General features: G+C 48.6%; 11 protein-coding genes. 1 reads left to right on the top strand and 10 read right to left on the bottom strand.

Features of this window, described 5'->3' with window-relative positions; all coding sequences use genetic code 11:
- Position 1: 1 nt before the first annotated feature.
- From KNO95_RS02245 to gmk, 8 genes are read right to left on the bottom strand one after another with little or no spacing between them, the layout of a single operon-like run.
- A complete protein-coding gene (locus KNO95_RS02245) occupies positions 2–736 on the bottom strand; it encodes a Stp1/IreP family PP2C-type Ser/Thr phosphatase (RefSeq protein WP_026826290.1) in 735 nt (244 codons plus the stop codon).
- Between the two features lie 8 nt (positions 737–744).
- Positions 745–1,830: a dual-specificity RNA methyltransferase RlmN gene (gene rlmN / locus KNO95_RS02240; protein WP_214702262.1), complete on the bottom strand. Its 1,086-nt coding sequence runs from the start codon at positions 1,828–1,830 to the stop codon at positions 745–747.
- A gap of 4 nt (positions 1,831–1,834) precedes the next feature.
- Positions 1,835–3,166 (bottom strand): 16S rRNA (cytosine(967)-C(5))-methyltransferase RsmB, encoded by a 1,332-nt coding sequence (rsmB, locus tag KNO95_RS02235; RefSeq protein WP_214878210.1) that lies wholly within the window; start codon positions 3,164–3,166, stop codon positions 1,835–1,837.
- A complete protein-coding gene (gene fmt / locus KNO95_RS02230) occupies positions 3,153–4,553 on the bottom strand; it encodes a methionyl-tRNA formyltransferase (RefSeq protein ID WP_214702264.1) in 1,401 nt (466 codons plus the stop codon). Before fmt ends, rsmB begins: the two co-directional genes overlap by 14 nt.
- An 11-nt stretch (positions 4,554–4,564) precedes the next feature.
- The gene (gene priA / locus KNO95_RS02225; protein WP_214702265.1) at positions 4,565–6,889 is read right to left on the bottom strand and encodes a primosomal protein N'; all 2,325 of its coding nucleotides are present in this window, start codon (positions 6,887–6,889) and stop codon (positions 4,565–4,567) included.
- Positions 6,886–8,076: a bifunctional phosphopantothenoylcysteine decarboxylase/phosphopantothenate--cysteine ligase CoaBC gene (gene coaBC, locus KNO95_RS02220; protein ID WP_214878208.1), complete on the bottom strand. Its 1,191-nt coding sequence runs from the start codon at positions 8,074–8,076 to the stop codon at positions 6,886–6,888. The genes priA and coaBC overlap by 4 nt, the downstream gene beginning before the upstream one ends.
- Positions 8,077–8,134: 58 nt before the next feature.
- Positions 8,135–8,344, bottom strand: coding sequence for a DNA-directed RNA polymerase subunit omega (gene rpoZ, locus KNO95_RS02215; RefSeq protein ID WP_026826295.1), 210 nt, complete (start codon positions 8,342–8,344; stop codon positions 8,135–8,137).
- The gene (gene gmk, locus KNO95_RS02210) at positions 8,344–8,991 is read right to left on the bottom strand and encodes a guanylate kinase (RefSeq protein WP_214702267.1); all 648 of its coding nucleotides are present in this window, start codon (positions 8,989–8,991) and stop codon (positions 8,344–8,346) included. The genes rpoZ and gmk overlap by 1 nt, the downstream gene beginning before the upstream one ends.
- Before the next feature lie 131 nt (positions 8,992–9,122).
- Here gmk and KNO95_RS02205 point away from each other — a divergent pair, with 131 nt between their 5' ends.
- Positions 9,123–10,814, top strand: coding sequence for an Rqc2 family fibronectin-binding protein (locus KNO95_RS02205; RefSeq protein WP_214702268.1), 1,692 nt, complete (start codon positions 9,123–9,125; stop codon positions 10,812–10,814).
- 588 nt (positions 10,815–11,402) lie between these two features.
- Here the strand turns inward: KNO95_RS02205 and KNO95_RS02200 are convergent.
- Positions 11,403–12,341 carry an FUSC family protein gene (locus KNO95_RS02200; RefSeq protein WP_214702269.1) on the bottom strand — a complete coding sequence of 313 codons (939 nt, stop codon included), beginning with the start codon at positions 12,339–12,341 and terminating at the stop codon, positions 11,403–11,405.
- A complete protein-coding gene (locus KNO95_RS02195) occupies positions 12,338–13,168 on the bottom strand; it encodes a hypothetical protein (protein ID WP_214797870.1) in 831 nt (276 codons plus the stop codon). The genes KNO95_RS02200 and KNO95_RS02195 overlap by 4 nt, the downstream gene beginning before the upstream one ends.
- Positions 13,169–13,179: the final 11 nt, after the last annotated feature.

The raw sequence follows: 13,179 nt of genomic DNA, 5'->3' as shown, positions 1-13,179 counted from the left end.
TTCATCCTCTCTTTCTATCTGTAAATTGAATGAGGGCGACCGTGATGTTGTCGCTCCCTCCCAATTGATTGGCTTCCGCAATGAGTTGTTCAGCTTTTTGTTCAGCCGATACAGCTTGTTGTAAAACGTGTTGAATCGCCCCATCGGTCATATGCGTCGTCAATCCATCCGTACAAATTAAAATCACATCAAACTCAGGGTCAGCGAGCACTTGCACGTCAGGTTTGACCTGTTCGCTTGAACCGATCGCCCGAGTGATGACATTTCGTTTCGGATGAATCCGCATCTCTTCTTCCGTCAATTCACCGAGCTGTTTGAGCACGTTGACGTAAGAATGGTCTTCCGTAAGACGTCTCAATTCGTTCGCTTGGAGCGCATAGACACGACTATCTCCAATATGGACAATCACAACCGTCTCCCTGCTCCAACAAACGGCCGCTACAGTCGTTCCCATCATGACGAGATCGGATTGCTTCGCAAATTGTAGCACTTGTTCATTCGCCAGGTCGATGTGATGGCGGAACCATCGTTCGATTTCGACAGGAGTTTGAGGGAGCGACGGGAAAGCACGTCGAAACTCTTCAATCACGATTTGACTCGCGACCTCTCCCGCTGCATGTCCACCCATCCCGTCTGCAACTAGCGCAATTCCTGATAAGGTATCGCCTAAGATTAAAACTGCATCTTCATTTTGTGTGCGTACTTGTCCGCGATCTGTTCGAAATGCTAATTCCATCTATCTGATTACCTCGTTTCTTGTTCGCGCTCCTTCGCTCGAAGCTGTCCACAAGCGGCATCGATATCCGATCCTTGCTCGCGGCGAATCGTTACGTTCACGTTGCGGTCTTTGAGCACTTTTTCAAAGGCGAAGATTTGAGCTCGTGGTGTCCGTACGTAATCACGTTCGAGTACATGGTTGACGGGGATCAAGTTGACGTGACATTTGATTCCTTTCAATAGGTCCGCTAAAAGATGGGCATACTCTTCCGTATCATTTACGCCACCGAAGAGTCCATATTCAAACGTGATCCGACGACCGCTCTTTTCCGTGTAATAACGGACCGAGTCCATCAACTTGTCTAAGTCAAAGGCACGGTTGATTGGCATGAGCTTGGTGCGCAATTCAGTCGTTGGCGCGTGAAGCGAAATGGCGAAGTTGATTCGCATTCCTTCATCGGCAAACTTATAAATTTTAGGAACGATCCCACTTGTTGATACCGTGATATGACGCGCTCCGATGTTGAGCCCGTTGTCATGGTTGACCGTACGTAAGAAACGCATCAACTCATCGTAGTTGTCGAACGGCTCGCCGATTCCCATGACGACGACCGAGTCGACACGCTCTCCTGTTGCGTCTAATGCACGCTGCACGTCGAGAACCTGCGCCGTGATTTCACCGGCTTCTAAATTTCGTTTCAATCCACCGAGTGTGGACGCACAGAACGTACATCCGATGCGACATCCGACTTGTGTCGTGACACAAACTGAGTTTCCGTATTCGTGACGCATAAGAACCGTTTCAATCGAATAACCGTCTTGTAATTCAAATAGGAACTTGATTGTACCGTCCTGTGATTCTTGTTTGACCAATTCTTTTAATGTCGTCAATTGGAAGGATGCTTCAAGTTTGTCGCGAAGCGCTTTCGGGACGTTCGTCATATCGTCGAAAGTTATGACACGTTTGACGTACATCCAGTCATATAACTGTTTCGCTCGGAATGACTTTTCTCCTGCTTCGATCACCCATGTCTCGAGTTCAGGAAACGTCAACGAATAGAGTGACGGCTTTGCGCCTACGAGTGGATTCTTTTCAACTGCTTTTGGATTCATTGTTTTATACCTCTTTCTTAAATGCGGCGATATAGAAGCCGTCGGTACCGAATGTCGTCGGTAATAATTTTAGTTCAGCACGGTCCGATTCCATGATCGGACGAACAGATTGCGGGAGACGTCCTTTGAGCGTTTCGTCCCACGCCAATCCTTTCGACAGAATGTAGTCAGCCTGTATCTCATTTTCAGACGGGTCGATCGTACATGTCGAGTAAACTAGCGTACCACCTGGTTTGAGCAGTGGCAATACGGCATCGATGATTTGTCGTTGGATCTTTGGTAAGTTTTCAAGCTGAGTCTTATCCTTCGTCCATTTAATATCCGGCTTCCTGCGAATGACGCCGAGTCCTGAACACGGAACGTCTAAAAGAATCCGATCAAAGCTCTCTCGTTCAAACCGTTCACCTGCTAAACGAGCATCAAGGGCAAGTGCGGTCACTCCATTGATGTGTAAACGTTTGGCTTGCTGGTCGATCAACTTTGCTTTATGTGGATGTAAATCTAGTGCGGTGAGCGACCCATTTTCCATTCGCTCGGCCGTATGCATCGCCTTCCCACCAGGGGCGGCACACGCGTCCAAAATATGATCATTTGTCGAAACACCGAGGGCATCTGCGACAATCATCGAACTCTCATCTTGAATCGACAAAAGGCCTTCCTCGATGAATGAGGTCGAATGGACGTTTCCGGACTCTACTACTAGTCCATCAATGGATAGTTCAGACCGCGACGTCAGAACACCTGCGTCAGCCAATTTGCTCATCATCTCATCTACCGTAATACGTTTGCGGTTGACCCGAACCGTTACAGGAGCAGGTTCGTTGTTCAATTGACAAATCGCCTCTGCCGTCTCGACCCCATACAAGTCAATCCAGTCTGCGACGAGCCATTCCGGGTGACTATGCTCGATTGAAATCCTTTCCGCGTCGGTCAAGCCACTGAAGTCCGGAAACCCTTCACGGAGGACGTTACGTAACACCCCGTTCACAAACTTACTCGTTCCGAGATGATGCCCCCGTTTCTTCGCGATTTCGACCGCTTCATGTAGGACGGCTCGGTCCGGTACTTTATCGAGATAAAAGAGTTGATACACACTCATTCGAAGTAGCGGGAGGACGAACTTATCGAGCTTCTTCGGGGAACGAATGCGATCTTTTAAAATGTAATCGAGTGTTCCCTTACGGCTTAGTGTCCCGTAAACGAGTTCTGTATAAAGGCCGACATCTTTTGGGCCCACCTTTTTTTGTTTCAATGTGTCATTGACGGCAATCGTAGAGTACGCGCCGCCCTGTTCAATTTTCATCAGCGTATCAAGCGCTGCTTCACGTACGTTCATGATTTCCTCCTAATCGGTCGCCAACACGTAGCTTCTGTCCGGCGCCACGCATGAAGGTCGCACCATCCATTCGTTTTTTACCGGCCGGTTGCAAATCCGTCACTTTGATGGCAACATCGTTTCCGGTCGCCACGACAAATCCGTCTTCTTCGAGACGAATAACTACTCCAGGTTGTCCTGTGCCGGTCGTTTTTTCTCCCATGAACAACTTCACCCGTTCTCCGTCCAGTGTTGAATAGGCAGTCGGGAAGGGATTCATACCTCGAATATGGTTGTATATGGCTTCCCCGTCCATCGTCCAATCAATCTGTTCCCGCTCACGGCTGATATTTGGCGCAAATGTTACCTCACGTTCATCTTGAGGGACTGCTTCAATCCATCCTTCCAAGAAGGCCGGAAGGGTGCGAATGAGCAGGTCACTGCCTGCTACAGCTAGTTTATCAAACAATGATCCGACTGTATCCGTTTCTTTAATCGGTACAATCGTATTGGCAATCATATCACCTGCGTCCAACTTGTCGACCATATACATGATCGTCACACCCGTCTCAGACTCACCATCGAGGATCGCTTGATGAATCGGTGCACCTCCACGGTATTTTGGAAGAAGAGAGGCATGGACATTGATGGCTCCGTTTGGCGGTGCCTCGAGTAATCCAGTCGGAACGATTTGTCCGTACGCCGCTGTGACGATGAGGTCTGGGCGTAACTCTAAAATCTCTGCATAATCTGTTCGAACTTTCTCGGGCTGTAGAACCGAAATCCCATGACGAAGGGCACATTCTTTTACAGGCGTCGGCTTCAGCTCACGTTTTCGACCGACCGGTTTGTCGGGCTGAGAAACGACACCTACGACATTGTATCCTTCTTCAAGCAGTCGCTCAAGTACAGATACGGCAAACGTCGGCGTACCCATGAAGACGATGCGTTTGTCCTTCCCGGAATTAGGCACCGCGAGCTTGTCTGTGAACAAGACGCCGTCCAGATGGTCCATCTCATGTTGAATCGCACGGGCAAAAAAGCCATTCGCTTTAACCGTATAAGTACGTCCTTTCAAGTCCTGATTTTTGACGACAATCGATTCATGTCGTTCCACGAATCCGAATTCACCCGGGATACTTAAACATCCTTCAAGTCCGACTTCTCGACCTGACGTCTCAATGATTTCCGGATTGATCAAGACGAGCGGTCCCGTCTCATCGTCTGTATGGACGACCGCAAGTCGCTGATTCAAATTGACTTGCGGTGCCGCGACACCGACTCCATCATACTCATACATTGTATCGAATAAACGGTCGACCGTTTGACGTAACTTTTTATCGAACTTTGTCACTGGTTCGCACGTCACGCGTAAAATTTCATTTGGTACTTCTACTACTTTATACATGTCTCTCCACCTCACATGAATACGTATGGGTTCACATCGATACTCATTTGATATTCTTTCTTACTGATCGCTTTTGCTCTTGCTTGCTGTAATCGTGCCAGCTCCACATAGAGCGCTTCGGGTTGCTTCGTTTTTATAAACACTTGATAGCGATACGCGTTCTTCAGCTTTGACAAAGGCGCAGGCATTGGACCGTTCAAGCGGCTGTTTTCCACTTGCGCTTGTAAAAAGTCGGATGCGAACAATTCCGCCTCACTCTTGGCGACAAGCGGATTTTCCGCCGAAAACGTGACGAGCGTCAAAAACCAATACGGAGGATGATTTCCGACTTGCCTTAGACCCATCTCTTTGGCAAAAAACGACTCATAATCATGTTCACTCGCTGTTTCAATCACATAATGGTCAGGATTATACGTTTGGACGAATGCTTCACCTGGAAGTTTTCCCCGTCCCGCACGTCCTGCCACTTGTGTGACGAGCTGGAAGGTACGTTCGGTCGCCCGAAAATCAGGCATTCCGAGCGTCGCATCCGCTGCGAGCACCCCGACGAGTGTGACGTTCGGGAAGTCGAGTCCTTTTGCGATCATCTGCGTGCCGAGTAAAATATCAGCCTCTCCTTCTTCGAAACGGCGCAACAATTGCTCATGTGAACCTTTTCGTGACGTCGTATCTTGATCCATACGAATGATGCGCGCCTCTGGAATTCGGTTCAGTAATTCTGTCTCGATTTTTTGAGTGCCTGACCCGAACTGTTTGATTTTCTTACTGCTACATGACGGACACGTCGATGGCATACCTACCTCGTAGCCGCAATAATGACACTTCAACCGGTCTCCATGTTGATGATACGTTAAATTGACGGCGCAATGCGGACATGTCATCCCTTCTCCACAATCACGGCACATGACGAATGTAGTAAACCCGCGACGATTTAGCAAAATAACGCACTGCTCTTTTTTCTCGATTCGGTCGAGGATGCCGTTAAACAATTCTTCCGAGAACATTGTCGTATTGCCCTTGGCCAGCTCACGACGCATATCGATGATGTGGACCGGCGGCATCTCGCCACCATACCGCTCTTTCAAATGTAAATAGCGGTAGACACCTTTTTGTGCTCTAGCATACGATTCAAGTGATGGGGTCGCACTGCCTAATACGACCGGACACCCATGATACCGCGCCCGCCAAATGGCGACATCACGCGCATGATAGCGCGGATTCTCTTCTTGCTTGTACGTCGTCTCGTGCTCTTCATCTAATATGATCAGACCAAGTCGGTCGAGCGGGGCAAAGATGGCAGAACGTGCGCCGACGACGACGTCGACTTCACGACGTTTGATTTTTCGCCACTCATCATACTTCTCACCTTTTGAAAGTGCACTGTGTAAGACCGCGACCCGTTCACCGAACCGTCGCTTAAACCGTTTCACCATCATCGGGGTCAAGCTGATCTCAGGGACGAGTAAGATCGCCTGTTTCCCTTCATCGATGACTTGTCCGATTGATTCTAAATAGACCTCAGTCTTCCCACTCCCCGTCACACCATGGACGAGAAGTGTCTCGCCCGCGTCCGCCTCATGGATGGCCTGGACCGCTCTCGCCTGACTGTCATTTAATTGGACCGTTTCTTTGACTTGTTCAATCGTCGCGTACGGATCACGATTCAATTCTACCTCGGTCAATCGAACTGCACCTAAGTCCGCGAGCTTTTGTAGCTGCGGACGGGTCAATCCGATTTGTCGAAGCGCGGACCAATACATACGAGGAGTCTCTTCAAGCTGACGGATTGCCTCGAGTTGCTTTTTCGCACGTTTCGAGACGACAGTCGCATCGAGTAGCTCGACAAGGACATCGGTTTTGACCGTTTTCTTTTCTTTCAAGACAGGTGCAAGAGTCAATTCCCCCTTTTTAGCTAGCCCGAGGATGAGCGATTGTACGTCTTTCGGATATTCAGACAGATGCGTTCCTAAACGGACACCGTCTGGGACCTGACCTTCTTTGATTTCTTTGTCATAGCTGACCTTGAGCGCAGCCGGGAGCATCGCAAGAAGAGCGGATGACCGAAAGCAAAGCGTCGTCTCTTTCACATGGATTGACAGGTCGAGTAATTCTTCCGTGAGTGAGGATTCCTCATCTAACAAGGCTTCTAACGGTTTCAATCCTTCTCTCGTCCCGTCTGACGTTCCGACGACGATTCCGAGTAAACGTCGTGACCCGAACGGAACCGATACACGCATACCTGGTTCAATCAACGTCTCAAACTGTTCGGGTACTTCATAATCAAACGGGCGATCAATCGTGATCACCGGCGCATCGACATGAACATGTGCAATCATCGGACCGCTTCCTTAAAGTATGTGAGCAACTCGAAGGCCAACTCTTTTTTCGATTGTTTCGGCAACTTAAGAATCGATCCGTCCCCGCTAAACAAGACGACCTCATTGTCGTCCGCACCGAATCCGATGTCACTGCCAGATACATCGTTAGCAACGAGGAAATCGACATTCTTTCGATTCAGTTTGGCTGCCGCATGCTCCTCAAGTCGTTCCGTCTCTGCCGCAAAGCCGACCAACACTTGATGGGTCTTCTGTTCACCAAGTGTCTTTAAAATGTCTGTCGTTTCTTCAAGTTCGATTGTGAGCGGACCGTGAACCTTTTTATGTTTTTCTGAATAAACGTTTTTCGGGCGATAGTCCGCGACCGCTGCCGACTTCACAACGAGGTCGAGCAACTCGAAGCGGCTCGTCACTTCTCGAAGCATCTCTTCACTCGACTCGACCGGAATGGCCTTCACACCGTCTGGGACCGGGACTTGAAGAGGACCGTGGACGAGTGTGACGCGGGCGCCCATGTCACGTGCCACTTCAGCGAGCGCTACACCCATTTTTCCAGATGAGTCGTTTGATAAGTAACGGACCGGATCGATGCGTTCGACAGTTGGACCAGCCGTGATCAATACTTCTTTCCCCATATATAGTTTCGGAACGAACTGACTCTCGATGATGCGAACCAAATCTTCAGGTTCCGGTAGACGTCCACCGCCAATCCAACCACATGCCAAATTGCCGACGCCGGGCTCAATCAACTGATAGCCGTATGATTTCAACGTCTCGATGTTTCGCTGCGTCGCAGGATGTTCGAGCATATTCACATTCATCGCCGGTGAGACGATAACTGGACACTTCGCCGCCAAAATCGACGTCGTGATGAAGTCGTCGGCAATCCCGTTCGCTAATTTCGCAATGGTGTTTGCCGTTGCTGGAGCCACGACGATCAAGTCGCTCGAGTCGACCACATCGATATGGGCAATTTTTGTCGGGTCATGTTCTTCGAATACGTCCGTATAGACCGGGTTTCGACTGAGTGCCTGGAAGGTCGCCTGACCCACGAATTGTTCTGCTGACTTTGTCATCGCGACGTGAACATTCGCTCCGGCTTGAACCAATTTCGATGTGAGCGAACACGCTTTATAAGCCGCGATGCCACCACTCACACATAACAAAATAGTACGATCCTTCACCATTCCCAAACTCCCCCTTATAGACAATGAGACCCAAGTCGCAAACGACTTGGGTCACACTTCATCCGTTGTTTTTTTCGTTCACGATGATTGTCGTATCACCCGAAAATAGTTCTTCTAACGCTTGACCGACCGGCTTATATGATTTTGGCTCGGCGACTTTCGGTGCTTTTCCATCTTGAATCTGACGCGCCCGTTTTGCAGCGACCGTAACGATCGTGTATTTTGACGGGATAACACGTTGTAAGGCATCAATCGAAGGGTATAACATTAAATGACCTCCATCATAGCTTTTTTATAGAGTGACGCAACACGTTCACGTTTACAATGCTCAGCTGTCACGATCGCTTTAATTCGATCGATGGCTTTGTCGACCTCGTCGTTCGTGACGACGTAGTCATAGGCATCCATCAACTCGATTTCCTCACGCGCGACGAGCAGGCGTTGCTTGATGACTTCTTCTGACTCTGTTCCCCGTCCGATGAGACGATTACGGAGCTCTTGAAGGCTAGGTGGTGCCAAGAATAAAAAGACGGCTTCCGGGAGAAGTTCCTTCACTTGGAACGCCCCTTGCACCTCAATTTCAAGAATGACATCTTGGCCGTTTTCGAGCGTTTCACGCACCCACTCTACAGGCGTCCCGTAATAGTTGCCGACAAATTCGGCATGTTCAAGCAGTTCTTTTTGTTCGATCATCCGTTCGAACTCTTCTCTCGATTTAAAAAAGTAATGTATTCCCTCAACTTCCCCTTCACGTGGCTTTCGAGTCGTAGCCGACACCGAATATTTAAGGTTGTTGTCCTCTTCCTCACGAAGAGCACGACAAACGGTTCCTTTACCGACACCGCTTGGTCCAGACAAAACGATTAATAATCCTCGTTCTTTAAAATTCACTGCAAGCCCTCCATCTTCTAACATCACATTTAATTATAATAGCAGTCAATCAATTGTTCCGGCAAGAAGAAGTTCGGATTTCCTACTCCATCGTACCATATTTTCTGTTTTTCTGATAACGTAGAGACAGAAAATGAACAAAGGTGATGAGATCATTGGCTTATGATGGATTAATGACATATCGTGTCGTAAAAGAATTACAATCGCTCGTCGGAGGACGAGTCAACAAAGTACATCAACCGTATTCACTCGACTTGATGCTACAGATTCGCTCGAATCGACAGAACGCGCAACTACTCATATCAGCAAACGCAATGTATGCCCGTCTCCAATTGACGGATACACCGATTAAAAATCCGCAAGAACCACCGATGTTTTGCATGATGCTTCGTAAGCATATAGAAGGCGGATTCATCACGGCGGTCGAACAAATCGGACGGGACCGCGTCATCGTCATTTCGGTTCGCTCTCGTAATGAGCTCGGCGATGAAGAATCGAAGAAAGTATACATCGAACTGATGGGGCGCCACTCGAACGTCGTCTTGACGACGGAAGAGGGCAAGATTTTAGATGCAATCAAACATCTTCCCCCTTCACAAAATACGTACCGGACAATCATGCCAGGAAGTGACTATCTACTCCCGCCTGAACAAAACAAGTTTGATCCGTTGACAGAAATGACGGAAGGATTGAAGCGCATCGATTGGAATGCCGGTAAGTTGGATAAACAAATTGTCGCCACGTTCGCAGGCGTCAGCCCTCAAATCGCTCAAGAAGTCGTCCATCTCACGAAGATGCCGAACCGTGATTCCTTGCAGCAAGCGTTCGAGAACGTTCTACGTCAACTCGACGGACCATACGTCTTTCAACAACTCGCGAGTGGGAAAGAACGATTCGCTCCGATTGCGTTGACAGCTGGAGACATCGAAACCGAGGAAACGTATGAATCGAGTAAAGAAGTGCTCGACCGTTTCTATTATGAAAAGGCGAACCGGGACCGCGTCAGACAACAAGCGCACGATGTCGAACGTCTCTTAAAATCAGAACTCGAAAAGAATCAATTGAAACGCCGCCGCCTCTTGGATGATTTGAAAGCGACGGAGCGAGCGGATGAGTTACAAAAATACGGTGAGTTGTTGACGACATATCTGTTCCAATTGGAGAAAGGGATGCGTGTTGCCGAAGTCGTTGATTATTATGACGAGAACGGTGCGACCATCTCCATTCCACTCGACCCACTCAAAACACCGAATGAGAATGCGCAACAATACTATAAGAAATACAACAAACTGAAAGTCGCGAAAGTCGAAGTAAAGAAACAGCTTGAACTGAACGATGCGGAGATTGCGTACCTAGAAACACTCATCGCGCAACTCGACGTCGCATCACCATCGGATCTGCTCGAGATTCGGGAAGAACTCGCAGAAGAAGGATACATCCGTCAAAAGCGTCAAAAGAAAAAAGCAAATCCGAAGATTTCACTCGAGGCATACACCTCTTCAACGGGCACAGAATTCTTCGTCGGGAAGAATAATACACAAAACGACCATCTGACGTTCAAATTTGCGCGTCGTGACGAGATTTGGTTACACGTCAAAGACATCCCAGGTTCTCACGTCATCATTCGTTCGACGGAACCGGATGAGACGACATTACTCGAAGCCGCATCAGTCGCAGCCTATTACTCGAAGGCACGTGCGTCGAGTGGCGTCCCTGTCGATTACACACGTGCTCGCTTCGTGAAAAAACCGAGCGGTGCGAAACCAGGGTTCGTCATCTATACGGATCAACAGACCGTCTATGTGACCCCAGATGAACAATTGATGAAGTCATTGAAACAATCGTGAACATGAAGACCCGCCATGGTGATGGCGGGTCCAGACTATAGACAAAGTATAGGTGTTATGCCCAATCCGGACATGGCTCGCTTTCCTAGGGGCAAGCAGGGAGCCGCATCGCGACTGCGTCACTGCTGGGTCTCCCTTTGCTTGCTATTCCCTCAGGAGTCTCGCCTGCCCGTTCTTGGTCACCTTTTGTCCTTCGTCCCATATAATGGTGTGAGAAGAACACACAGGGGGCGGATCTAATGATCAACAAGTCGACACGATCCATCCTTCACGGTCTGACGAACGGAACGGATCTTGAACAGCGGCCCGAGGAGGATGATCTCGGGGTCAATGACGGGCGGGCTCGGCGTCTACCTTCCCTTCCCCCTGATACATCGATTCGAAGTAAGTATCGAGCTTTTTCTTCGGCCGTCGAGGCCTTGGAAGAAAACAAACGGCCGCCAGATGACGACCGTTTGCGTTGCTCGCCCGACGGCGCCCCCGACTCCTACAAGAAAGCGTGGGCGCCGGAAGGACGAGTTCGAACATGTTATTTGTCAACAAGCTGGACCCGTCATCATCATGGCGGGTCTTCTACGTGTAGAGGGTTCACGTTTTCGGATCATGCTTGAACGCTTCGAGCTGTTCATGATAGTCGAGCAAATGCCCATGTAAAATTTCTGAAACGGATAAATCTTCATGTGGAAGTTTGAAGAGCGAATAGGGCTTGTCACATGTATAAAGAATATCGTGATGGTGTGCCAGTAAATATAAAAATTCAGATTCGAACGCTTGTCGTTCTTCCTCACTCATCATTAAAAGCGCTTCTCGATGTTCGGCTAAACTTTCTAGTAACAATACGAGTTTGTCTTCAAGGTGAATCAATAATCGGTACTGTTTAATCGTCATATATTTCAACTTAACGTTCGTCACTTTCATATCCTCTTGAAGCATCATATGCAACTCTTGATGTCCTAGAATACGGGCTCGCGTCTCCAATAGTTCAGCCGGTGAGCCGACGAGTTCGCGCCAATGATGAAATAGAAAGGATGAAGTCTTTCGTACCTCATTTAATAACCGATCTTCATAACGAGGCGGCAAAAACGCATAGTTGACGCCAAGTGAGACGAACACTCCGACCGCCGTCAATAACGAACGCGTCCATGCGTAATGAAAGAAATCAGAAGTCGGACTTTCGAGCATCATGACGATGGCAAATGCCGCATATGTCGACATATGTGTCTTATCAAACGTCGTATTGAGCGTGAGGGCCACGATGACGGCCAATCCGATTGATAGCGGGTTGACGCCGAATAAATAAACGATAAAGAGTCCGCACATGAGACCGACTACCGTTCCAAAGATTCGGCTGAATACAATATTTGAGGAACGTTTGACCGTCGGTTGCATCGCAACAACGGCTGCGATGGCCCCCATTCCAGAATAAATTCCAAATACATACCATGAGATAGCGACGGTAATCGAAACGGCAATACCAGTCTTTAACGTACGAAGCCCGACTTTCGGGATGTATCGTTTTCCATTCATTTCAAATCGACCTTCCCTGTTTCAGAAATCAACTCCACGACTGGTCGATTCGAGGTAGACAATTGATAGACACCCGGCTCGACTTCCTCATAACGGTCGCTGCTTGTAACCTTCCCCGCTGTCGTCACGTTCACTTGCCCGGTCGCATGTTTTGGCGTATAACTGAGCGTTCCCGCTTCCGTTTGAATGGTCATCGCCTGATTGACGACGACGTCACTGACGGTCGCATGGCGATAAGAACGAATGACCCCGCTCACGAGCCTTGCCGACTCGATCGTCGTATCACTTTTTGATTCGATTCGCAGACGGTCGCTATCGATTTGTTTCAAATTCACCGCATTCGCATCCATCACAATCGTCTTCGCATTCAATCCTTGTCCGGTCACTTGCTCAGCCTCAAGGTGAACAGATGTCATAGAGCTCGGTAACGAGACACGTATCTTGTAGCGTGAAGGTTCATCACTCGCACGGCTACCAACATAACTGAACCATCCATATCTCTCGACAACGTAAATGGTATCTCCGACTGATTTGACTTTGATTCGTCGTTCTTTTGAGTTCGTTTGCATCACTTCAATCTGAACTTTTTCATTTGGACTTCGCACAAATTCGACGTTGCCATGATTCGTTTCGAGTCGCAACTTTTTCATTTGATATCGGTCTTCGTATTGGTCTCCTAACGCTAATAAATGGCTGAATACAAATAAATTCACGAAAAACAGCGTTGGGATGATGGTCAAGACAAGACCGAAGGCGATTTTACGGTGTTTCGGAATCGCACGAAACCGTGCGCTCCATGTCTTCTCTTTGCTTCTTGAATACGCCATATGCCTCTCCT

Origin of the sequence: Exiguobacterium sp. ERU653 (assembly GCF_018617775.1) — a bacterium.
GTDB classification, from domain to species: Bacteria; Bacillota; Bacilli; order Exiguobacteriales; family Exiguobacteriaceae; genus Exiguobacterium; species Exiguobacterium marinum.
The sequence above is the reverse complement of the archived record's forward strand: the minus strand, read 5'-3'. Positions and strand labels throughout refer to the sequence as shown.